At 32.0% G+C, this 23754-nt stretch carries 16 protein-coding genes, 2 tRNA genes and 1 rRNA gene; 11 read left to right on the top strand and 8 right to left on the bottom strand.

Annotated features, from left to right (window positions below):
• Positions 1-110 precede the first annotated feature (110 nt).
• The 9 genes from IW20_RS09900 (at position 111) to IW20_RS09860 (ending at position 11112) form a co-directional block, all read left to right on the top strand.
• Positions 111-4688: an AAA family ATPase gene (locus IW20_RS09900; protein ID WP_035621438.1), complete on the top strand. Its 4578-nt coding sequence runs from the start codon at positions 111-113 to the stop codon at positions 4686-4688.
• 131 nt (positions 4689-4819) lie between these two features.
• Positions 4820-8092, top strand: coding sequence for a dsDNA nuclease domain-containing protein (locus IW20_RS09895; RefSeq protein WP_035621435.1), 3273 nt, complete (start codon positions 4820-4822; stop codon positions 8090-8092).
• Between the two features lie 570 nt (positions 8093-8662).
• Positions 8663-9127, top strand: coding sequence for a JAB domain-containing protein (locus tag IW20_RS09890; protein ID WP_035621433.1), 465 nt, complete (start codon positions 8663-8665; stop codon positions 9125-9127).
• Positions 9128-9510: 383 nt separating this feature from the next.
• The gene (locus IW20_RS09885; RefSeq protein ID WP_123869488.1) at positions 9511-9852 is read left to right on the top strand and encodes a hypothetical protein; all 342 of its coding nucleotides are present in this window, start codon (positions 9511-9513) and stop codon (positions 9850-9852) included.
• Entirely contained in the window at positions 9842-10213 is a 372-nt protein-coding gene (locus IW20_RS09880; protein WP_035621429.1) for a hypothetical protein, read from the top strand. The genes IW20_RS09885 and IW20_RS09880 overlap by 11 nt, the downstream gene beginning before the upstream one ends.
• Positions 10206-10751, top strand: coding sequence for an ATP-grasp domain-containing protein (locus IW20_RS09875; RefSeq protein ID WP_035621427.1), 546 nt, complete (start codon positions 10206-10208; stop codon positions 10749-10751). The genes IW20_RS09880 and IW20_RS09875 overlap by 8 nt, the downstream gene beginning before the upstream one ends.
• Before the next feature lie 15 nt (positions 10752-10766).
• A 5S ribosomal RNA gene (gene rrf, locus IW20_RS09870) occupies positions 10767-10876 on the top strand.
• A 71-nt stretch (positions 10877-10947) separates the two neighbouring features.
• Positions 10948-11020 (top strand) — tRNA-Phe (locus IW20_RS09865).
• A 6-nt stretch (positions 11021-11026) separates the two neighbouring features.
• A tRNA-Leu gene (locus tag IW20_RS09860) sits at positions 11027-11112 on the top strand.
• Positions 11113-11533: 421 nt separating this feature from the next.
• Here the strand turns inward: IW20_RS09860 and IW20_RS09855 are convergent.
• Positions 11534-14248 carry a S8 family serine peptidase gene (locus IW20_RS09855; RefSeq protein WP_035621423.1) on the bottom strand — a complete coding sequence of 905 codons (2715 nt, stop codon included), beginning with the start codon at positions 14246-14248 and terminating at the stop codon, positions 11534-11536.
• A gap of 555 nt (positions 14249-14803) precedes the next feature.
• On the opposite strand from IW20_RS09855, the gene IW20_RS09850 reads away from it, so the two are divergent.
• The gene (locus tag IW20_RS09850) at positions 14804-15634 is read left to right on the top strand and encodes a M57 family metalloprotease (protein WP_035621421.1); all 831 of its coding nucleotides are present in this window, start codon (positions 14804-14806) and stop codon (positions 15632-15634) included.
• A 125-nt stretch (positions 15635-15759) separates the two neighbouring features.
• Here IW20_RS09850 and IW20_RS09845 read toward each other — a convergent pair whose 3' ends face one another.
• The 7 genes from IW20_RS09845 to IW20_RS09815 form a co-directional block, all read right to left on the bottom strand.
• The gene (locus IW20_RS09845) at positions 15760-17103 is read right to left on the bottom strand and encodes a TolC family protein (protein ID WP_081912463.1); all 1344 of its coding nucleotides are present in this window, start codon (positions 17101-17103) and stop codon (positions 15760-15762) included.
• 13 nt (positions 17104-17116) lie between these two features.
• Entirely contained in the window at positions 17117-18256 is a 1140-nt protein-coding gene (locus IW20_RS09840; protein WP_035621416.1) for an ABC transporter permease, read from the bottom strand.
• 101 nt (positions 18257-18357) lie between these two features.
• A complete protein-coding gene (locus IW20_RS09835) occupies positions 18358-19296 on the bottom strand; it encodes an HlyD family secretion protein (protein ID WP_035621413.1) in 939 nt (312 codons plus the stop codon).
• A 15-nt stretch (positions 19297-19311) separates the two neighbouring features.
• Complete coding sequence (locus IW20_RS09830) at positions 19312-20034, bottom strand: ABC transporter ATP-binding protein (protein WP_035621411.1); 723 nt, start codon at positions 20032-20034, stop codon at positions 19312-19314.
• A 13-nt stretch (positions 20035-20047) separates the two neighbouring features.
• The gene (locus tag IW20_RS09825) at positions 20048-20461 is read right to left on the bottom strand and encodes a DUF2141 domain-containing protein (protein WP_051885681.1); all 414 of its coding nucleotides are present in this window, start codon (positions 20459-20461) and stop codon (positions 20048-20050) included.
• Between the two features lie 36 nt (positions 20462-20497).
• Positions 20498-21406 (bottom strand): DUF6268 family outer membrane beta-barrel protein, encoded by a 909-nt coding sequence (locus IW20_RS09820; RefSeq protein WP_240478475.1) that lies wholly within the window; start codon positions 21404-21406, stop codon positions 20498-20500.
• 116 nt (positions 21407-21522) lie between these two features.
• The gene (locus IW20_RS09815) at positions 21523-22416 is read right to left on the bottom strand and encodes a helix-turn-helix domain-containing protein (protein ID WP_035621407.1); all 894 of its coding nucleotides are present in this window, start codon (positions 22414-22416) and stop codon (positions 21523-21525) included.
• A gap of 534 nt (positions 22417-22950) precedes the next feature.
• On the opposite strand from IW20_RS09815, the gene IW20_RS09810 reads away from it, so the two are divergent.
• Complete coding sequence (locus IW20_RS09810) at positions 22951-23670, top strand: hypothetical protein (RefSeq protein WP_035621405.1); 720 nt, start codon at positions 22951-22953, stop codon at positions 23668-23670.
• Positions 23671-23754 lie beyond the last annotated feature (84 nt).

Below are 23754 nucleotides of genomic sequence, written 5' to 3'. Positions count from 1 at the left end.
AGAGCAAATAATATCTATATTTGAGTTTCTTTTACATTCATCTTTTTGTTTTTTAAGTATATCATTAGAAATAGCCCTCAATTACAATTATCGAACCCTAATTACTTCATATGGATTTAATTCAATATCATACTGTATTATCTTTTGACGATCCGCAAGAAAATAAGCCTATCGCAATTGAAAATAAATCATTTCCTTATAACCAAATTTCTGATGACCGCAGGTATGAAGAATTGGTTTATAGCCTATATGATATTTTGATTAAAGAGAATAAATTCGAATCTTTTGAAGGTATTTCCCTTATGTCAGGTGTCCACGATAAAGGACGTGACTGTGCTTTATTTAATAACGGTAAGAGCACTGGAATTATTCAATGCAAGAGGTACACGAAGAATCTCTCCAAACAACAGTTTGGAGAAGAAATTACCAAATTCGTGCTTTATAGCCTGCTGGACTCAAGATTGATTCCAGATAAAAAAAAATTCACATATTATATAGCTGTTTCAACAGGATTTGTAATGGAATGCAGCGATTTTATTGACGATTTTAATGCAAATATTGTAAACGAAAATGATCTACAGAAATGGGTCAGTAAAAATCTAAAGCACCCTACAATAAAACCTCTTGAACTTCAGCCCTCAACTTTTGATAATGTCCTGACAATTTTAGCTGCAATAAAAGTAAAAAAAATCTATCCTCAAGATCTTGATGCTCTTCTTGTCTATCCTTCTTGTCAGCATCTTCAGCCATTATTTTTTCAGGTTCGTACTCTAGTTTCGGATGTTCCTATTAAAAATCTTGAAAAAACATTGTTAGAGCAACTTAACAATGTGTTGACCGAACCTCGAATAAAACAGGAATTACATAAAGGTTCAGCTAGTTTGCATATCGAAAAGAATCATTTTGATGACATATCAGATTCGCACATTCTAAGAAAAGAAACAGAGGAACTTTTTGAATGGATAAACGCAGTACATGATCTGGACGAGTTAGATCGCCCATTAAATGTTTGTCTTCTTGCAGCGAATGCAGGTATGGGAAAAACTGTCATACTAAAAGATCTTTATGATCAGTTAACTCATAATAACGTTCCTGTTTTAGGTTTGAAAGCCGACAAATTACATTCTTCTAATATACAGGAGCTGCAGTTTAAAACGGGAGTTAAAGTTCCTGTTCTGGACCTGATAGAACAATGTAAAGAAAAATACAATAAAACGGTAATTATTATTGATCAAATTGATGCTTTATCTCAGTCAATGTCCAGCAATAGAAGCTATCTTGATGTTTTTAAACTTATAATTGACCAATTTACATACGACCCAAATATACGCCTTATTGTCTCTGTTCGAATCTTCGATCTTCATTATGACCCATCCTTAAAAGTTTATAAAAACTTAAAAACGGTCAAAGTTGGTCTGCTAAGTGAATCGGAAGTATTTGAAATAGTTAAAAAAAAGGGAATTAATGAAAATGATATCTCTAAGAAGCTGCTGTATCTGTTGAGAACGCCTAGTCATCTCAATATTTACACTCGTGTAAGTTCCTCTATTAATTCAAATTCATCAATAAGATCTCTGCATGAACTATATACTGAACTTTACAAATCTAAAGTCAGATCAATTAGTCATCAAACACCAGTAGACCCATCAAAAATAAAAAAGCTTCTTTTTAAAATTGCCAATAAAATGTTTACAGATCAGACTATTACTGTAAATGAATTTCATTTTGATAATTACTTATACGAATTGAATTATTTGGAAAGTGAACGTTTGATAAAAAAGGACGCAAGACAGCTCCAGTTCTTTCATCAGACTTTTTACGATTATATTTTCGCTAAACGATTTGTCGAAAAAAAAAGCAGTATTATTGAATACATAAAGCAGGAACACCAGTCGATACTGATAAGGTCTGCGATAAAGATGATCATTAATTACCTGCGTGAATACAATCCGAAAATATATTTTACTCAAATAAAAAATATTTTTAAAGATGATGAAATTTTTTTCCACATCAAGCACATGTGCTATTGCTGGATTTTATTCCAAGATTCTCCTTTTGACCAAGAAATAGAATTGTTATTAGATCTGGCTTGCAATAATATCGAATATAGGATATTATATTTTGACAATGCTCAGGACAATGCATGGTTTCTCTCAGCCCTAAAAAAGGACTTACTAACCAAAACCTGTATTGAAAATAAAAACCGGAAGATTAAGGAAGATAATCAAGATTTTAGTGAATATCAAACCAATAGCACCGTAAGTTTTTTACATAGGTTTATAAGTAAAAATACAGAAGGTGCATGGGATTTACTATTCAAATTAAATGATACAGATGTAAAGCAGTCACTTCTATTTTATTTAGATAATTGTCCTGTTGATAATTACTTAAAGCTTTTTGAACAATGTCCTAACCTTTTAGATGATGCCCCACATACATATTATGTAGCTCTGTATAAAATATCACAAACAAATCCTGATTTTTGTTTCAATCTGCTTGAAAAAAAACTACTCAACAATACCTTACAAGAGACCGTAAGGAATACAGTCTATCAGGAAAATAAGCTGCTTAACAGTTTGTCTGCTGTAATTCCGTGGAAATTATCAAAGCCTCTGATTAAGAATCTAATTGAAGAATTAGAATCAAATGATCATAACTGTTTGAGTTTTTATGATGATCATATTTACACGCGCGTAAATTTAAATACGAAAAAGCCTTCTGATAAAGACGGGTTTTATTATTGGCTTTTAGCTAATTGTTTGCGTGAAATGGCATTACTTGAAAGTCCCGATTTTAAGCAATTTCTTGATAATCATCTTACGTCAAGATATGAGGCAGTTCTGCGCCTAATTATTCATGCTATAAGTGGTTCTCTTCAATATTATTCAGGCTATACCTATAAATTGTTCTTGCATTTTTATGATAATAAATGTTTTTTAACTGCAAGTGACCTTGGAGTGGAGTTCCGTGATTTATTTCAAAACAGTTTTACGTTTTTCAATCTCAAACAGCAAAAAAATATTGTCGAACTCGTCTTAAGTCTTAGAATTCCCACTGAAACGGTAGTTCGTAAATACAATGAGAAAAGTTACTTACACTTGAAATGGGGTTTTACACAGCACATCCTTTTAAGAAGGTTCCCCGAAAATACATTTAAAGAAAATCTCGAATTGAAAAAACGAAGAGATGAATTAGATCGGAAATTTAAAAATTTCAAAGAGACTTATAGCTCAGGCAATCTCCTAGCAGGTATCGTGCGAAAACCGCTGAATAACCAAGCATACAATAAAATGACAGCAACTCAGTGGCTAAGTTCATTTCGAATCTATGACTCAGAAAGAGATGCTTTTGCAGAGGACTTCCTTAAAGGAGGGCTAAGAGAACACTCATGGGCTTTTAAAGACCACGCAAGAAATTATCCAAAAAGATCTGTTGAAATTATAGAGCAAGCAATAGAAGACATTACAATAAACAGGAACTACGCTCTATTAGGAATGTTGGGATTAATTGAAATAAAATATGATCCTGAAGTAATTCATAAGCTGTTTAAAAAACTTAAACCGTCTGTCAATAGCATTGAGCATGATGATATCAACTTCTTTGTCAGAATTGCGGGATATATTATTGAATCTAATATTGAAGATAATGAAGTCTTAAACTATATTATTGACTCAGCTCTTGATTGGAGTAAAGCAAAAAAAATAGATTTTTTAGTTAATTCTGAAACTTCTGAAGATGATTTAGTTAGAGCTGCTATTGGTACTGATTATGGAATCTCAGCTAAAGCATTATTGGGAATAACCGACAAAAAATATAAAGCGGTCACTTTTGACACAATTGAAAAAATATTAAAAGACGGTCCTGCCGAAGCAAAAGCCATTGTACTGAATCGCTTTGTCTATCTAAACAATTTAGATCGCGAAAAATCCTTTGAAATTTTTAGTAATTACCTTCTCCAAGAAAACAATATTTATATTACTGTATCCGCTCTTTGGTCACTTCAATATATGGTTAATATTAATTTTAAAAAATTTATCCCGGTTTTTACTAAAATGATTGAAAGCAAGAACTTAGGAAAAGATGATTCTAATGCTTTATTTTTAATTTTATATAGTTCTTATCTCTATGAAGAGGACACCGCTGAAAAACTTCTTAAAGACCTCATATTAAGAAATCTCCATACCAGATCATGGGCTCTTCATGTCATTTTCAAAAATTATTATCATAACGAACAAAGTCATTTAAAAGGGAATACTATTTTGGACTATTTAATGGATGCTGAGAACATAAATCCATCCAAAGGATTGGTTTTTCATTATTTGAATCTTGATCACATTGAATTAATTGACATCGAAAAATTCCTGACACTTTTTATTAGCTCTTCTCATTTTTATCTTTCCGGGCAATTACTTACATATTTAACTCAGCAATGCAGTAAGTATGTCAATATATCCATCAATATATTTAATCAAGCGATTTTGCATGACAATAAAGGAAAAAACAGAGAACCAGAATTTGGCAGGGATCAAGATACTATAAAATTTATCGTTGGTGCATTCAATGCTTTAAAATCAAATGATGTACAAAGTGTTTTGCATAGAAAAAATCTTTTAAAGTCTTTCGATTCTATTTTGAAAGATTATCGCTATCAAAGAATTACTGAGAAAATTTTGGAGGAATTAGTATAAAAAAATCAGGGACTTAATTTAAGATATCAAAATAATGTATTTTAGCTTACACATAAACACTTACCATTTAATACAAAATCAATAAATGGTATCAGCTCCTTTTCAATTATAAAAAAAGCAATACTTCAGTTATGAGTTTAACCAAGCTACATTTATTTACAAAAGATACCGATGCCACTGCTACAGAGCAGGGTTTTTACTTTCAGAAACTTATAACGCTGCGAACATGGCTTCAAAACAGAATTGAGCAGAACGACACAAACATTTATTGTGACTATGAAGAGGATATTTTCGAACGCAGTGTAGACGCTGGAACTTCCACTTTTAGGCAGGTAAAATTATATTCTGACAATTTTTCTTTTTCTAAGGAAGAAATAGTAAAAAGCATAGCTCATTTTTTTATGCTCTACTGTAAAGGTGATTATATATTGGATGATGTGACCTTTATTTTTGAAACTAATTCTCGGCCAGCACGACAGTATAAAACCGAGGATCCAAAACTTTTGAAGGAGTGGTGGCAGAATCAGGATGAACTCTCACCACAAATGCTCGAAAGATGCAGGATAAAAGTAAAATCTATAATTGATGAATATATAACCAGTGTTATGAGCGCAAAGCTTTCTCCAGAAATTGATAAAGCAATGAAAGAAGCCAAGGAAATATATGACCGACTACCTAATGATGTCTGGAATGACTTCGTAAGATCTATCAGATGGAAATTTGATGCAGTACCTCAAGAAAATGCCATCCCGCAACTTGTTAAGGAACTAGAGGAATTAGTAATACAGCTTCCTTTTTCTTTAAATCCAGATCAGTCCACTACTTATATATCAGTTCTTTTATCTGAAATAGCTGCTCGGACTGCGGAAAAAGATACACAGAAAAAAATTCTCACAAATCTGTCGCTTGATATCCTACTTCTTAATATGGGATCAGAAAAAGACAGATGGTATGCCGCCCTTTACGAAAAATGGAAAGAAGAAGGAACGATTAATGATTTCAGAGTCGGAGAATTTTATGAAATCATTGCTGCGACAAGGCACTGCAGATGGGAGCTCATCGAAACCGATCATGACGAACTTTGGTGTAGCCTTTTAAAACAGTACATGGAACTGGAGGAAACATTAACATCCTGCCGTCGAAAAGCAATCTACGAGTATATTTTTATTCTTTTATCTCCGGATTCAAAAACCTTCACAATAAAAAATACAATTGAAGGTACAGAGCACTTAATCAGATATTATTTTGAAAATCTTGACGATAGAAATTCCTTTTCTGACGTAGAAGATGATATAATACTGCTAGAAATAGCGGCTAAGTATTCTCAGAGTTTTCCAGAACTTATTACGTTTCAAGAGATAGAAAATTGGCGAAATTCAATACATAAAATTATTGATAATAAAATATCAAATCATAACAATGTCGATGAACTTTGCCTGGCTTTACAGCTAATGGGAAACTTTCATTTTCATAACGATCCGTCTATCTCTATGCTGGATAAGACGATTCTGTCAGTAGAATTCTACAGTAAAATCCCTGAAATTCTCCCGCAGGCCAGCTCCTACAGTATAACGACTCTTAATAATCAAACCTCTACCATATTAGATCTGCTTATAAGACTCGAAGCAGAGATTGCCGCCATACAAGTATTAGAAGATTATTTGGATAGCATCGAAGTTTTGGCAATGAAAACAGGACAAAACCTTGAGACGGCAAAAACGCTGGTTCAAAGAAGCTCCAGTTATCTTAGCAGACCTTCAGTTGCAAACTATCTTAAAGCACTAGGCTGCCTGCATAAAGCTAAAGATTACTGCAATAATGATGATGCCCGCCCCCAGTTAATAATGGTACTTAACAACATTGCAAAAGTATATTGGGCTTTGGGAATGAATTTTGCCTCTAAATACTATGGTTTGACTGCTGTCTGGGGGTCTGTCCATTTTGGCGATCATACTATATTGAAGCTTATTGGTGACAGCTATGCTTCAGTTTTTCACGCCGACTACCAGCAGGGCAGCTGGGTCAGTGCATTAGATGATTTTCAAAATTACATCCACGCAAGAATTGAATTTAATGCTGATGATCTTGATTTGGAAAGGGATCATGTTTTAGCAAATGTTTTAGTGGAACTTGGTTTTATTCTAAGTACCGCGACTATAATTCATCCAGAATTACAGGAATTTATTCAACATCAGAAGCAAAAACTCGGTTGGATCTATACTGAATTTCTACAGGAAATTGGTCAGCATACTGAAGTAAAATTTAGAGATGAAAACAAGTTAAAAGAATTACTGAAAAGAAAACTTACCATGATTCCTTTCAGCGATATCGGACAGTCAAGGAAAATAGAATTTGACACCCATGGAATAAAATGGAATATTGTATTCTCAAATGAGGTAAAGATGAATTCAATTGCAGAAGAATTTACTGCCCTTTTTCAAATTATACTCTGTGAAATTGGCCTAATGAATGTCGATCTGCATCTTCTGGAAATGCAAGCAACAATTCATTTAAGTCAAGCCGATGAATACACACAAAATTTAAAACAGCGCGTATCTCATGATGAGGCAGTCTGGGATTTAGCTATTCCTGCGTTAGAGGTAACAGACCAGCTAAAGATTCAATATCACTATGCTTTTTTAACAACTTGTATTAGAACTCTCTTAAGTAATTTAAGTCTGCTTCCGAGTAAAGAATTCTACGAAGCTTTTGATGAACTTTACTCAAAACAAAATTTAGGACATAAGGGATTAATTATAAATACCTACCAAAAAGTATATCTCAATCTTTTAACTGAGGAACAGTTTAATGAATCCCACCGTTCAGCATTCAACCCTGTCAGCTTTAATGATTTTACTTCCGAAGGATCCAGACTAGATATAGCTTTTAAAGGAGTCAGCGCAAAATATGATCAGGTTACGTCATTAGAAAAAATTGTCGGGAGATATAAACGTAATTATAAAAGTTTATCGGTCAGCCTTGAAATCTGGAAACGAGATCCCGACTTTAAGATACTTGTTGATTCATTACGTACGACAGGTTTTCTTGACTGGCAGATCCTTTCGGCTCTCAGGAACTTTGTTATTTCAACAAAAGTCAATATTTTACTAGAGAGAAATCCGCCTACTACTCAGCAAGAGACTGCGGCTTTGATAGCAAAACTATCGACAGAAATGAGAAGCCAGCCCGAAGAACAAAATTACATTCCAATACCACTGGAATGGCTCAAGTCACCTGAATTTTCATTTTACATGGATAAAATGTCTGTTGACGTCCTTAATTCTTTCGGGCTAGAAAATGGTATGAAACATCCAAACTTCAGTGCTGTTCGTAGCTATCTCTCTAAACGTTTTGGGTTTGCCACGGATGATGATGCCAAAGAAAACCCATTAAAAAAATTATAATTTTGTTATAAATCAGTAAACTAAACTGAGATGCTATTTTTTACCACAAAAAGTTAATGCTGTCTGTTTTTACTTTAAATAAATTATCCGATAATATCTTATTGAAAATTATTTGCGAAATCAAATAAATTTTTCCTTCAATCCTCAGTGGAACATCGAAATCAAAATACTGAAGACATCTAAAGACATCTCCTACTTGTAGTAAGCCAATCTCTTCAAACCCTCAATAAAATGCTGTGTAATTTATCCTTTATTGGCACATTCAAAAACAAAACAAGCCAGAGTAATACTTTGTAAGCTTTTCTGTTTTTAGTGACTGCAGAAGGGACAAACCTTAATTAATTTAAAAAGTTTTTCACTAGTGTTTTTTGAAACGCATTTATCAAACGGTTCTTTATTCTTTTAATATCTTATTTAATTTCGTCACAAAGTTAGGGAATCGCTTGCGGACGCTTGCAAAAAATTCCCCCATAAATGCAGGAAAAAAAATCCTGCTTTATTGCGTTGCTATTTGCGCTTGCTAGCCGATTCCCAGCGGATGTTCCATAATTAATTTAAAATATAGAAATTATGGAAACTTTAAATCAAAACTGGCAGACTGTATCTGAAATTGAACTGATCTACAAAACAAAAGTAAAAAACTCTGAAAGACCGCAAATCAAATCTTCCAAAGATGCATACAAACTGGCTCTTTCAGCTTGGGATTATAATAAAATAGAATTGTTCGAACAGTTCAAAGTATTGTTTATGAATCAAGTTCACAAAACACTTGGAATTTACGAAATCTCATCTGGAGGTATTACAGGAACTATTGTAGATCCAAGATTAATATTCTCAGCGGCCCTTAAGGCAAATGCTACATCTCTGATAATGATTCACAATCATCCTTCAGGAAACCTCACAGCCTCCGAAGCCGATAAACAAATAACTCAAAAAGTAAAAGAAGCTGGAAAACTTCTTGAAATCACATTACTAGATTCATTAATTATAACTACCGAATCCTATTATTCATTTGCTGATGAAGGCGTCTTATAAGCGCCTTCATAACTAATGTACTAGTGATTGCAAAATTTTCTAACATTTTAAAAACTCAAGATTGAAACCATGTCAACATATAACTTACTTATTTTATTTAATTTTAAAAGGAAAGCCAAAACTAAGAAAAACGGTATAAGTTACGGTTTTACTCATTTTTCTTTCAATTGCTTTTTCGTATGTTTGTACAATATCTCTTTTATTTCATTTGCAAAAAATGATTGCTAAGTTAAGTATGACAAGAAACGATTCAGCAAAATTTAGATATAAAAGAGAGTATTGAATCATTAGATGAAATCACACAAAGCAAGAAATACGCTTAGATGTTAACACAACCGATTTTAAAAGAAGTTTTTTTGCTTGAAAGCATTAATAATAGTATTATGAATCCATTAATTTTGCAATATGCTGAGAAATCAAATACTGAAAATTTTGATTTCTCAAAAACAGAATATAGTTCAACATTGAACTTAACGATTGATAAAAAATCGGGGCTTCCTGCAATAGAATATCTAAATATGTCAACCCAAACGGGTACAAAAACATACACAGAAGTATCGGATTCTGATAGCGAAAATATAGGATTAATGATGGGAACTTTAACACACACCTCATATCAACTTGAAGGAAGTGATGATGACGCAAGCTTCAATGCCATTAAATCAATGATGAGCACATCTTCTGTAACATTAGTATCCCAAGAAGCAACAGACAATGACCGATAAAACTATCAGTAAAAATCCAGTTATGAATCCATTAATTTTGCAATATACGGAAAAATTTAAAAATGAAAATTTTGACCTTTCCCAAATCGCGTACAGTTCAGAATTGAACCTTACGATTTACACCAAAACAGGACTTCCAGCTATTGATTTGCTGAATATGTCAACCGAAACCCATACACGTACTTACAATGAATCTTCGGATTGTGATAGTGAAAACATGGGGTTAATGATGGGCACTTTGACGCACACATCATATCAAATTGAAGGTAGCGATAATGATTCAAGTTTTAATGCTTTTAAATCAATGATAGGAACGAACACTTTCACATTTATTTCTCAAGAATCAACAGACAATGACTGATAAGACAATCCTAATCATAACTCACAAAGAGGATTACACCAGTGATTTTGTAATTAATAAACTGAATCAAAGGAACATAAAGTACAAAAGATTCAACTGTGAAGACATTGTCAATAAAAATTACAAAATCGACAACAACTTCAAATTAGAGTTTGATGGTGAAACTAATTTTTGTTCAGTATGGTTTAGGAGAACAAAGTTGCCAAATATAGAAAATCAAAATTTGACTGAAAGAACTTACTTGTTAACAGAATATGACGCTTTATTAAAAAATTTATTATCTACAATTGATGCAAAATGGTTGAGTAATCCTTTTAGTATTTATCAGGCTGAAAATAAATTATATCAATTAAAACTAGCTAAAGAATTGGGGTTCAAGACACCAAATACTTTGGTTACTAATTCTAAAGAAGATTTAAAAACGTTTTATCACAATAACTTTAAAAATGTAATTATAAAACCTTTGTCTCAATCAAGAATTAATAATAGTAACGAAACAGAATATATTTTTACAAATATTTTAAAAGAAGTTGCCTAAAGCAACTAACGACCTTAAGGTGGTTATTGCGGCGGGGCTCACCTCTTCCCATCCCGAACAGAGTAGTTAAGCCCGCCTGCGCAGATGGTACTGCAGTTATGTGGGAGAGTATGTCGTCGCCTTTCTTTAGAACCTGTTTTTTTAAACAAAGCAGGTTTTTTTTCTTAATTTGTTTATATATTTATAAATAAACAATGGTACCTTAGCTCAGATGGTAGAGCAATGGACTGAAAATCCATGTGTCCCTGGTTCGATCCCTGGAGGTACCACATAATGCTCGGATGGTGAAATTGGTAGACACGCTGGACTTAAAATCCAGTGAACAGCAATGTTCGTGCGGGTTCAAGTCCCGCTCTGAGTACTAAAAACTTCAATTGGCTAAAGCTAATTGGAGTTTTTTTTTGGAGTTAAACTGAAAGCTTTATTATTGCTCATGACAGAAGAGGGTATCTTATTGTTTTTTATGTTTCCAGATATAGTTCTGTAATTTGCATTAATTCATCTTTGGTGTTAGTTCTTTTGAGTTAATATACGTCGATGTAATGTGATGTTTTGTAATATTCGAGTAGAAATACAATTGAGGTTATATTGAGTCTTTCTGAGGTGAAATAACACCTTTTAATCCCTCTTAGTTCTTTTATGGAAAGAGGTATTCCTTTTACCTGTTTAGTTTTCGACTCTTAATGTTCTTAAGGTGATTACAAATTATAAAAACTTGTTTTTGGAATTTTGTTATAAGTTCAATTTTGTATGATTCAAAAAAATAAATATCTAATTATAGACTAATAAACTGCAATTTTCCCTGTTTGAGTTTCGCCTGAGCTTGTAATTATTTTGTAGATATAAATTCCTGTGGTGATATTTTTTAAATCTATGTTATTGGTTTTAGAAAGTAGAGTAGAAGTAATAGTGTTTTGTCCGCTAATATTGTATAAATAGAAAATTGCGTTTTCCTCTTTCTTTGCTTCAATATTTAGTTCTTCATTTTTGCGTAATAGTGTGGGATGAACAAAAAATAAATCATTGCCTAAATAATTAGTATCCAGAATCAGGGAGCTTACTACATTGTTGTTTTCTAAAATTATATTTATTTTATATTTATTACTGCCCTTTGTGGGAGAAGAATCTAAAAAAGAGAATGTTTTTGAATTGATATCATTTATTGTACTGATAACACCTTCGGTATTATTAATTATTTTTACTAACTCAATTCTTTTGATATTATATAAGCTAAAAAGACTGGCATCAACCCTTACTTTGTCTTCATCATAAATTTCTGCTAGTGCTAACTCGAAATAGCAATTTGAGTTTTGAGCATACTGTAATGTTGACTCACTTTTTATTCCTTCACTATTGTTAAATACAGGAATAACAGTGTGAATCTTTCCATCAGTATAGATATAATTAGTGTTTGTTGTTTGCTCTTTAAACTCTAAATGATCTCCTATCAGTTGATAAATATTAAATGAAGTAACATCGGTGGGTTTGTCCCAATTAATTTCTGTAGCACCATCACAAACTAGGCTTGTAGTGATGTTTAAATCATAAGAAATAGTAAAGGTGTCAGAGATATAATCGACATCATTAATGGTCATTTTTAATTTTGCTCTTGAAAATTTTTGTTCAGCTGGAGTATAAGTAAATTGTTCGCTATTCACATTTATATCATTTGCGATAACTTCCCAAGTTTGTCCATTATTGTAACTAATAGATAATTGTCCTTGAGTGTCAGAAAATGATGAATTCCATTTGAAAGGAGAAATAGTTTTACCATCATAAGGGAAATTATCATTTGCAACTGGATAATTCCATTCAAATTGATTTTTCAATTCATATTCGTAAACAATGCTGTAATCTTGGGATGTATTTGAAACGTATGAGCCAATAACATTGATATTATAAAGACCAGCTGTGGGATTTTCAATAGTTACTTGTTCTATGTTATTAATTTTATCTTTTCCTCTTAATGCTGGTAACTCAGGAGTATTAGAATTAAGAATCCAGGGTAAAAAAGTAGTGTTGTCAGCCGAAATAACTTCGAGGTCCAGATCATTTACCAAACTAATATTACTGTTGATTGAAGCGGGTAAATCGTTCCAAACTAATGTGATTTTTAAGTTTTTAGTATTTTCAGGAAGAGTTATAGTATGTGAATTTGTCTGACCAGATTTCAATTTATTAGATATTATTCTATTTTCACTAATCGTTTTTAAGCATTTATCAGCATTTATATTACCATAGCCATAGGTGAAATCTGGGCCTGTGTTACCTAAGTCTTTTGCACTATTAATTAAAATTGCTTTTGTCAGGGCATTAGTCAAAGAGGTATTGTTTATAGTTTTATAATGTTGTTTCATAAGGGTAATAATTCCTGTTGCTAATGCTGTAGAATTTGAAGTTCCTTGAGTACTAAAGGCTACTAATTCTGGTTTTATTCGGCCGTCGTACGCTGGACCTTTTGAAGAAAAAGGCATAATTACTTCGTTTTGGTCAATACAACCAAATAAAATACTATTTTTTGATTGTTTGAAATTACCTGTAAGTGATTTATAACCTCGAAGTCCGCTATTACCAGAGGAAAAACAATGAGTCAAATCATTATTTAAGGATAATTGCGTATCATAAGCATTGGCGAGCGAACCATAGAAATTCTCAATCACTGTACCGTAGGAATGATTTTGAGTGGTTGCTCCTTGTAAAGTTACTACTTCATCAGGATAGATGTTTAAAAAGTCGGATGATAGTATCATAGCCTTTTTAGCAACCCCTTTTCCTAATGCAGAGCTATTTCCTAATCCAGAAACTATTGTCGCCATAGCGGTTGCATGGCTCGATACAATAGCCGATTGCGTTGGGGAAGAAATAGCTTTATTTAATAGATCAATATCATTAACATCAAAAAAATCATCTTTAATCCCTACAATTTGGTTTTCGCCTGTTAAAAGGGGAAAATTAGTATTGGCTTTATTTATAGAATTGATACTGAAATTCTGGTCTATTATTTTAGATTCTCCTTTTGGTTGTAGAGATTCCTGTGAAATAGATGATACACTGTTTAGAGTTGTAATTTCATCAATGATTTTTTTGGAGTCACTTTTTATGACTACGAGATGGTTATTTAGTATTTTGATATCAGAAATGTTAATCGATTTCAAGTCAGTAATTAAGGTTTCGATACTATCAGTAGCTATTATGTACTGTTTGTCTCCTTTGTGATTTGAAAAATTTGAAGGTAGTTTCCATAAACTATTAACTGGGAGATTTTTTTTTAATGATTGATTCGATTTTGAGTTTTCATTTTCAACAATACAAAAAGTACTGTCAAGTTTTTTTACAATCTTGTATTTGTTGTGATGTGCATTTTTTAAAGATGTAAAATAGTATTTCTCAAATTTCCTTTCGTTTTCTTTTTTTATGTATTGTTTCCATTTTTCAGAACTTTGTGAGAGACTGATTGTCGTTATCATAAAAAAGAAAAAAGTAATTTGTGTCTTCATTTATTGTAGATGTTAGGGCAATTGTAATCATTTTTATCAATGGTATCTAAATTGACTATTGTAAATCTTATTTACTTCTTAATTGAGATAAAGAAAAAAATGAAACTTGTACTTAATGATTTCTATTTTAAATGTTTATAGTTGTAGGTAAATCAAAGTTATTAAAGTATTTGTAAAAAAAATATAATTTTTTATTTCATTGATAATCTTCCAAATTTGTAAGAGTGATTCTCTTTTTATTAGTTTGTTTTCTATTTTAAATGTTATATGAAAGTGTAAAAACATTTTAACAGATTGTGAACAAAGTAAAATATTAAATAATATTGTTGTCTATAACAGGTTGATTTCTATTTGATTATTGATTTCATTGGGTTTGCGGTTAAAATCGGATAATTAGTATTAAAAAGGTATATGGAATAATTTAACAAAAAATGTTAAATTTGTTAAATTTGTTTTTTATAAGTATTTTAAGATTAAAAATAATTTAAATTTGATGTTAATATTTTGTAAAGCCCCTAATTTATCAATTTATTTTAACAACCCAAAAAACCTATTATGAAAAAAATTAAATCAATTTTAGCCTTATCGTTTATAGCGTTAACCCTGTTGTCTTGCAACAAAGAAGATGAGTCAGGTCAATCAAATCAGGAGTCTCTTAAAGTAACACCAGAGGTGTTAAATAAAATTAGATCACTTTCACTAAATAGTACAGATGTTCAAGTGATCAAAAATACCAAGTTAGATGGTACTACTGAGGATGCGTTCTTGATAGAAGGATGTATAGTCATGACGGAAGATCAATTAAAAAAAATGGATCTTCACGGTGGTATCACTACAGAACAATATCGTACTACTAATTTAGTATCTACCCCAAAAACTATTAAAGTTGTAGGATTATCTGGGACTGGTACAACAGCCTTAAGTGCAAATATGAAGGCTGGATTACAAGCAGCAATAAACAGATACAATAATTTAGGATTGTCTATTAATTTTACACTAACCTTTAGTTCAAGTACTACAGGTGCAAACATTGTTGTAAGAAGACAGACTGGATCTGCTGGTGGTGTAGCAGGTTTCCCTTCAGGAGGAAATCCTTATAATTCAGTTACATTATATTCTGGATTAGATACTTATTCAACAGGTGTAAATGCGCACGTAGCTGCACACGAAATAGGTCATTGTATTGGTTTACGTCATACAGACTGGTTCAGCCGTCAAAGTTGTGGGCAAAATTCAAATGAAGGAACAGCTGGTGTTGGAGCAATCCTAATTCCAGGAACACCTTCAGGATATGATGCAACTTCTTATATGAGAGCTTGTTTTGGTTCAAATGAAACTGGAGCTTTCAATGCTAATGATGTTACAGCCCTGAATTATTTATATTAGAAGATGAATTAGAGTTCTCTTTACAAAATATAAAAGACTGCTTTGCACTTTGTGAAGCAGTCTTTTTTTGTATTGTATGTCTTTATAAGCATACTTGTAATAACAGTATTATGAGGTTTTAAATATTATAAAACTAATTTTCCCGCAGCCTTTTTCCAATTAAGCCACGACACTATTAATTCTTTTTGAAGTTGATTATGTACAAGCTCTAGATTTTGTAATTGTATTTCTTTATCATTTAGTTCATAAAACGATATTTGGTTAAACTTATACCGTTCTTGGTAGATCATTACAATCTCGGAAGTGAGTATGCTATTTTCACGCACGGTTTTTAACTGTTGCAAGACATTATTATATGTAGCACTTGCATTGAGAGCATTGTATTTGTTTTTATTAACATCCTCAACAATTCGATTATTATTTTGCTCTTGCTGAAATTTTAATTGATCTATTCTTTTTGCTGTATTCTCCCCAAAAAAAATGGGTAATTTTAAGGAGACACCAATATAGCTATTCCCATACCAGCTGTTTTGCTGAAAAGGATTCATATTTTCGGTGAACTGATCAGCTCCTAAATATCCATTGGCGGTAATCATTGGGCTATGTTTTGCTTTTTCCAATTTCTTTTTATTCTCTAATACTTCATTTTGTGTTTTTAAAATTTCGATTTGAGGTAACGTCAGAATTAGATTTTCATCGAAATCAGTAATATTTTCATTTATGTTATATTTCTCTAATACTATTGAAGAAGCTAGAGAAGATTCATTTCCTGTAACATACAAAAGATACTGTTTTAGGACCAACGCGTTATTTGTTGCATTAAGATATTTTTGGACAGTATTATTATGCGTTACTTTAGCATCATTCACATCAACTTTTAAAACTCTTTTATTATTATATTTTTGGGTTATGGTTTTCAAGCTTAATGCCGTGCGAGTGGTATCGCCAATAGCTTCTTTTTCTTGTTCCTCTGCTAACAATATATTGAAATACACTTTTGAAACTTCATAAGCAAGCTCTAACCTTGCTTCTTTTTCACTTAAACTTGCTAATTTTTCTTGCAATTTAGACTCTGTAATTAATTTAGAAATGGAGATATCTAGCAAAGGTTGTTGCAGTAAAACACCCGTATTTTGAGAATAATTAGCACCTAATTTTATCGGAATCATATCACTTGAAGAATCTCCAGAGTTAAATGCACTAGCAGGTAAAACATTTGTAGCTATAATTGGATTATACTGATAGTTGTAATTCAGCGATACTCTGGGCAAATATTTTGCATTTAGCTCTTTTGTTTTTAACTGATTGATTTTAGTTTCTGTTTCCAACGAAGTCAATAATTTTCGGTTCTTTTGTGCTTCTTCAAGTGCTTTGTTTAACGACCATACAGGGTTTTGTGCATTCATTTTTGAAATACATAGTAGTATAAGGCATCCTATAAAGCACCCATTCATTGTATTATTTTTCATTATAATAACTTTTTTAGCCTCTAAATACTGAAGCAGGTTCTACATTTTTTATTCTCCTAATTGCAAATACAGCCCCAAAAAGCGAAATAGAAAAAGTGACGATTAGGATTGAGAGAAGTATTATTGGGCTAAAATTTATCAATATTCCTGTTTGATGCATTCCGTTCTTAAAACCCATTAAGAAAACAAGAGCAACTAGAAATCCAACAATAGCAAATAAAGTGGCTTGAGTAAGGATTAAATTTCTAATATATGAATCGGTAGCACCAATTGCTTTTAAAGTTCCATAATCCTTAATCCTGTCGAGTGCCGACGAATACATAGTTAAACCAATAATAAAAAAACCTGCAATGATGGCAAACCCGACCAGAGATCCTGTGCTGGCACCTAAACCAGTAGAAGCTAAAACACTTTTTATAGTAGATGAACTTAGAGATGATGTACGCCAAGCTCTTACTCCATAAATCGAATTATTGATTTGATTCACGACAAGATCCACATCTTCCCCTTCTTTTACATTTACCATTAAGGCACTTATATTAGTGGGAGAGATATTGCCATAATATCTTGCTCTATCTATTGAGGTGTACATTAAATAACCGCCCCAACCTCGTATTCCTTTAGTTTGTAGTGTAATAACGGCTCTTTTTCCGTTAATCTCAAAATAGGTTCCAACATCTGATGAACCTCCAAAATTACTTCGGTCAAAGTAATCTGCAGAGACACCCGCTTCTTGCAATAAATCAGGAAGTTTTCCCTCTATTATTTTAGTGCTATCAGGACCTGCCTTAAAATAAGGATATTCGCTTCCTATAATGTTTACCACAGCACTTGTTCCTCCGGGAAATTTAGCTTTCCCATTTGTCACAACAATAGGGAATGCTTCTTTAATACCTGGTAGGCTCTTAATCTCTTTTTCTTTTCTCGTGTCAATCAGACTAAGTTGGTTGGCATCTGTCGTCTTATTATCAACAACCCAAATATCTGTTGTTGTATTTTTTACCAACACACTCATTAGTCCTGTCAAAAAATTAAATGTACCGATTTGTTGACCAATAAGAAAGGTACTTATTACTATTCCAACAACTACTCCTATACTTTTTGTTTTATCAAAGCGGATAAACTTCCAAGCAGTTTTAATAATAGAATTCATTTTGAGATGCTATTTGTTTTTTTATGAAATGCTGTATTTATATTTCCAAATGAGTATTTGCAACCAATTTTAAGTTATATGCAATTCCATTTTTGTTTATCTTAGTTATTAGATGTTTGAATAACGCATTCAATTCGAGAATTAATTAGATACTTTGTTTGATTCGCCAATAGAATTTTTATTTCCCGAACCCTTCTGTCTTCCTGATCACCAGCTTTCTCAGAAAAAAGTGATTTGCGCTTGAGTGCCGAAGAAGCAAAAACTACAATACCTGAACCAATGGTTTTATTGGAACCAATTTGACGGATAATAGCTTTTTGCCCTTTTTTAATTTTGTCTGCAAATAGCTCATCAATTTCACAAGTAGCAACTAATTTGCTTTTTGGAATAAAATCTGCAAATGATTGATTTGGAGATAATGCAGCACCTTTAGTAGCATTCATTGTCAAAATTTGTCCGTTGCTTAGTGCTTTTACCAAATACTGTTGCAATTCCTTATCTGAAACGTTCAACTCTTGTTTAATTTCTTGAAGTCGTGTATTTGCTATCATAACCTGAGCTTGTAATTGCTCTACATTCGCTTGAATTTTTTTTGTTTCTGTTTCTATATTATCAAAATGTTGTCTTGTTTCTGCTCCTTTTTCAAGTAAGTTTCTCAATCGCTTCAACTCAATTTGTTTGTTGTCTAAATTTATTTTCTGCTCTTTTAAGTTTAGTTGTGCAACATTAATTTCGATTCTTTGTGTTTCCATTCTACTCTTAATCTGTTCTTTTTTTGCATCTTGAAGAGAATGATCCAATTCAATAATTAGATCACCTTTGATAATCATATCATTTTCTTTCTTGTGGATAGCTACAACAATGCCTCCTACTTCTGTAGCCAATGAGGATAGTTTCTCATCAGGTTCAATCCTGCCGAGTCCCACAATATCTGATGGAACAACTTCCTTGTGATCTGATACCTGATTTGATATCTTTTCTTCTTTCTTACTACAACTACAAAAAAAAATGGCTATTAGATAAATTAAAATATATTTCATTCTTTAATAATTTGATTAATGATTCTCAATAAATGCTGGATTTTCTTTTTCGGTTGCAATCCCATTATCTACATAAATAATTCTGTCAGCAAATTCTTTGAGCCGCATATCGTGTGTAACTACAATAACACTCTTACCATTTTGGGCAAGTGCTTTTAATTCATTCATTACCAAACCAACACTTTTAACATCTAATGCAGCTGTTGGTTCATCACAAAGCATAATTGGCGGATTAGTTACCAGTGCTCGCGCAATTGCAACCCTTTGCTGTTGACCACCACTTAGCATTTTGGGTAAGTTTTTCATTCTATCTTTCATCCCTACTAATTCCAATGCTTTTTCTGCTTTTTTCTTTGCCTCAGAATCACTTAAATGCATAAGTTGCAGTGGCATCATAACGTTTTCTAAAGAGTTAAGTGGAGCTAAAAGGTTAAAGCCTTGAAATACGAATCCTATTTTATTCAACCTCAAAATCGATAATTCTTTGGACGAAAGTGTATTTACTTGTTGACCATCTATAAAAACATCTCCTTTAGTGGGGTAAATAACACAACCCAATAGTGACAACAAGGTTGTTTTTCCTGAACCTGAAGGACCTATTATCAATGTAAGTTCCCCGGTTTTAAATTGAATAGTTGTAGGTTTTAAGGCTGTAATCAATGTATCACCCGTCTGATATTCCTTGCAAGCATCTTTTATTTCTGCAATAATTCTATTTTTAAAAGTTGCCTCTTCCATAATTTAAGTTTTCTTAATTGAGGTCAATTGCAATTGTAGAATCATTATTCAAAACATAAATTGAGCAATCTCCAAATGTTGGTGCTCCGCCATCAGGTTTAAAATTGGTGCTGTTTCCTACAGGCTCTTTAGGCATTCCTAACCAATTACTATTTAACTTCTCATTACTATCCAAATCCTGAAAAACAGTAATAGCATAAGTTCCTCTTGGCAAATCGATTTGAAATTTTATGGTTCCTTGATTTGCCTTTTGAATCTTGGTAAAGTAAGCGGTCTTAAGGAAATTTTCTTTTTTGTTGTAAACATTCAGTACGACACTCCCTTTTCCTTTTTGAACATTGGTCACATCTACATTCATTTTTAACTGTTGCGCATTAGCAAAATACGATACTCCTAATAGTAGAACACTAAGAATTGATTTTTTCATTTTTTCCTTTTAATTTATTGTTATTGAATTTTTTTATTATTTCCCAAAACGATAGGTTAGCATCATTTTTACATATGGTATTTCGCTTGTTTTATAGTTGCTAATTGTTTTATTTTCAGAATTATACAATGTGTATTTGTTAGCAAATGCTAGACCTCCTTGCAGTTGAAGCCAAAAACCATCAAAAAGGCGTTGATTAATTTGTAAACCTCCATGAATAGCCGAGAACTGTGCATAATCAATTTCTTGGTTCTCATCATTCTTGTAATTTTGTAAGTTGTGAAGTGTCCAGTCTATCGATCCCGCCACACCAACTTGTGTATTATTGCCGATATTTCGAAAAATATTGACCCTTGGCCAGTATAGCTGAGCAAACCACTTACCATTATTACTTTTATAATCGACAGATACCGCAGGTGTTATCAAAAATTTTCCGAAGGCATACATAATATGAGGTCCGATCCCAATTTCAAGATTTGATTTTTCTCCAAACTTCTTTGAAACTCCAAAAATGCCATCAAATACCATATCATTCAACGAGAAATTACTTTGAAAATCAGAAGCAATAGTTGGTATGAAAACTCCAAAAGTGGCCCATCTTTTTCCAAAAGGACGTCGCACAACAATGGTTGGTTTTATCTCTTGTATTTTTGTGATGTAATTCGGACTAACTTTAATTTTCTTGTCGAATGTAAAGTCTAAAACACGGTAGTTGACTATTCCAAGAATACGAGTTTTTCCAATTTTAAAAGAGGGTATTGGCAACCAATAATCGTAGGTATTGTATTTGAATTTATTTTCATGATACGGGTTTACAGTAGATAAATTCTCAAAGCTACTTTTTCCATTAACAGTAACTCCAATCCCTGCACCATCAGTTATTAATTGAGCATGAGATTTATTTGGAAGGCAAATAAACGAGGTTAATAAAACCAATGATAGCACTTTTTTCAAAATAACATTTATTTAATTTAAACACACGAGCTTTATCTGCTCTCTAAGATTTTCTTGAGACAAAGGTGTGGTTAAAACAATAATTGTTGCTAGGATTTAGTTTGCCTTTATTCGGACAAATCGTGCCTAAGTGAACTTCGATACTGAGAAGGTGTTGTACCTGTTATTTTTTTGAAAAGTCGCCCAAAGTAAGAGGGATCTTCGTAATTCAATTCAAAAGCAATTTCTGAGATATCTTTAGTCAAATCTTGTAAAAGAATTTGGCTTTGCAGGATGCTAACGTTGTTAATCCATTCTTTTGGAGCTATTCCAGTGGTTTGCTTAATACATCTATTGAGATGATTTACAGAAATTTTTAATTTATCAGCATAGAAGGATACCGATTTATCTTGGCTATGGAATTTGTAAACCAACTCTTTAAAGGAAAAAGTGATTTCATTACCTCGATGTACAGTTTTATTAAGTTCTTTATTTGAAGAAATTATTTTTTGAAAGGCTGCTTGCATAAGCGAATAACAAATTTCAATATTGGAATTTTCATTCCGAAATTCTTGACCTAATAAGCAAAATAAAGAGTTAAGCCATATACTAGTTTTTTTCGGCAACTTAATAACGGAATTAGTGGCGAAAATCTGTATCAATTCTTGTTTTGACAAAATGTGATTGAGGACGCTTTCTTCAAATAAAATAAAATGACCTGTAATTACCAAATCAATTTCTTTCATTGCAGTAATATGGCCTTGTTTTACAAACAAAACATCATCTTCTGTTAATGATACTACCTCATTATCTACTTGTTGTTTTGCATTACCCTTAGTAACATGGACAATAAAATTATAATCAGGCCTAAAAAGCGGAGTTGGAATTTGAATATACTCTGTTGTAGTATTCAAATCATATATTTGTAGAGGAGTTTTTAAAAAATCAAACTCTAAAGAAGCATCAGACATAAATTGTCTTGGAAACTCCTCTGATGATATAATTTTAATAGTCTTCCCCATACTGCAAACTTAATTGTTTTTTTATTTGAATGTTATGATTTATTAGTTTGAAAGTTGCATAAAGAGGATAATAATTTAATAAAAATAGGTTATTAGCAAAAGTCTAATTGGTTTTGGAGCCACTTATTGTAGCTCATGTATTTTAGGGACAACAAGGATTCAGATTCGAACCATTTTAATTTAAATAAGGTAGTGAATTATAGTTTTGATAAAAATAATTCTATTTATGAAGTTTCAAATTTAGTAGTTTTGTTGTGGTAACTCAGTAGAATTAGGATTTACACTTTTGGATTTTCGATCCTGGAAATGTTTTATAACAAATTCCTGAACTAAAAAAAGATTTATGTTAACAGAGAAACTCAGTGTTAACTTAACCAAAGAAGTTTTATCTTTTTTTTTATAATATTACAGAAAGAGTTTAGGTATAAAAGATTGTATCTAATTTTACCAGTTTGATTCAGTAAAAACAAACTTGGTAGAAAGGAGGGATGCCCGATTTAAATTTTAATGATGTTTTTTAATAATAATTAGTTAATGATTTATAACAAAGAAAATTTCCCTGAAATAACTTCAGAACGTAATCTAACTGCTACTATTTTTGTGTACATACTGTTCGGGCTTTTGGTTATTGCAATGCTTGCTTTATTTATAGCCCTTCCTTTAAGCATTCAGCTGGAGCATAATAGTCGTTTATCTACTGGTGAGATAATCTTCAATCTAGTATATTTTCCTATACTACTTTGGGGTATTTTGGTTTTTTATAAGAATCACAAGCGCCAAAAACTTAAAAAAATCATCCTCATCTCTGTAGATCGGAATGGTATACATCATCACCAATACAATGGCATTATCCAGAGTATTTTATACAAGGAGTTTGAGAGCAGCAGAGAAGCTTATGTAAGTGATATCGATAGAAAAATTGGAACAAAATATTCTCCGGGATATATTTTCGCTTTTAGGGAAGGTAAACAGATTCCTATTCATTTCTCTAAACCTGAGAATGGACTAACCTATATCCCGAAAAACAAATATCATTTAATTGGACATTTTTTGCAAGGCGTTACTTTATTTTCGCCTCATATAAAAATTTCTCAGGCCGTCTATGCTGATTATTTTATAAATCCCGCCACTTTTGAGTTAAATAAGAAAGCCCAAATCATGACGTATTTATTAGTTCTTATTTTACTGATAATCATCCTGATTGCAATCGATTTATTTACAAAATATACTAAAGGTTTTTCGATTTTATTTTAAATACAGATCAATAACTTATTATAGTAATTAGATTGTTAATAGTAATGTAAGGTAATTTTAAAAGTGCCATAACCTCTGTTTTAA

This window comes from Flavobacterium hydatis (assembly GCF_000737695.1).
GTDB lineage: Bacteria > Bacteroidota > Bacteroidia > Flavobacteriales > Flavobacteriaceae > Flavobacterium > Flavobacterium hydatis.
Note: the sequence above shows the minus strand (reverse complement) of the source record. Positions and strands in the feature narration are given on the sequence as shown.

Excerpts from the sequence above, each read along its gene's own strand:
- IW20_RS09900 (WP_035621438.1), top strand. The coding sequence starts at position 111 with ATGGATTTAATTCAATATCATACTGTATTATCTTTTGACGATCCGCAA.
- IW20_RS09895 (WP_035621435.1), top strand. The coding sequence starts at position 4,820 with ATGAGTTTAACCAAGCTACATTTATTTACAAAAGATACCGATGCCACT.
- IW20_RS09890 (WP_035621433.1), top strand. The coding sequence starts at position 8,663 with ATGGAAACTTTAAATCAAAACTGGCAGACTGTATCTGAAATTGAACTG.
- IW20_RS09885 (WP_123869488.1), top strand. The coding sequence starts at position 9,511 with ATGAATCCATTAATTTTGCAATATGCTGAGAAATCAAATACTGAAAAT.
- IW20_RS09880 (WP_035621429.1), top strand. The coding sequence starts at position 9,842 with ATGACCGATAAAACTATCAGTAAAAATCCAGTTATGAATCCATTAATT.
- IW20_RS09875 (WP_035621427.1), top strand. The coding sequence starts at position 10,206 with ATGACTGATAAGACAATCCTAATCATAACTCACAAAGAGGATTACACC.
- IW20_RS09855 (WP_035621423.1), bottom strand. The coding sequence starts at position 14,248 with ATGAAGACACAAATTACTTTTTTCTTTTTTATGATAACGACAATCAGT.
- IW20_RS09850 (WP_035621421.1), top strand. The coding sequence starts at position 14,804 with ATGAAAAAAATTAAATCAATTTTAGCCTTATCGTTTATAGCGTTAACC.
- IW20_RS09845 (WP_081912463.1), bottom strand. The coding sequence starts at position 17,103 with ATGAAAAATAATACAATGAATGGGTGCTTTATAGGATGCCTTATACTA.
- IW20_RS09840 (WP_035621416.1), bottom strand. The coding sequence starts at position 18,256 with ATGAATTCTATTATTAAAACTGCTTGGAAGTTTATCCGCTTTGATAAA.
- IW20_RS09835 (WP_035621413.1), bottom strand. The coding sequence starts at position 19,296 with ATGAAATATATTTTAATTTATCTAATAGCCATTTTTTTTTGTAGTTGT.
- IW20_RS09830 (WP_035621411.1), bottom strand. The coding sequence starts at position 20,034 with ATGGAAGAGGCAACTTTTAAAAATAGAATTATTGCAGAAATAAAAGAT.
- IW20_RS09825 (WP_051885681.1), bottom strand. The coding sequence starts at position 20,461 with ATGAAAAAATCAATTCTTAGTGTTCTACTATTAGGAGTATCGTATTTT.
- IW20_RS09815 (WP_035621407.1), bottom strand. The coding sequence starts at position 22,416 with ATGGGGAAGACTATTAAAATTATATCATCAGAGGAGTTTCCAAGACAA.
- IW20_RS09810 (WP_035621405.1), top strand. The coding sequence starts at position 22,951 with ATGATTTATAACAAAGAAAATTTCCCTGAAATAACTTCAGAACGTAAT.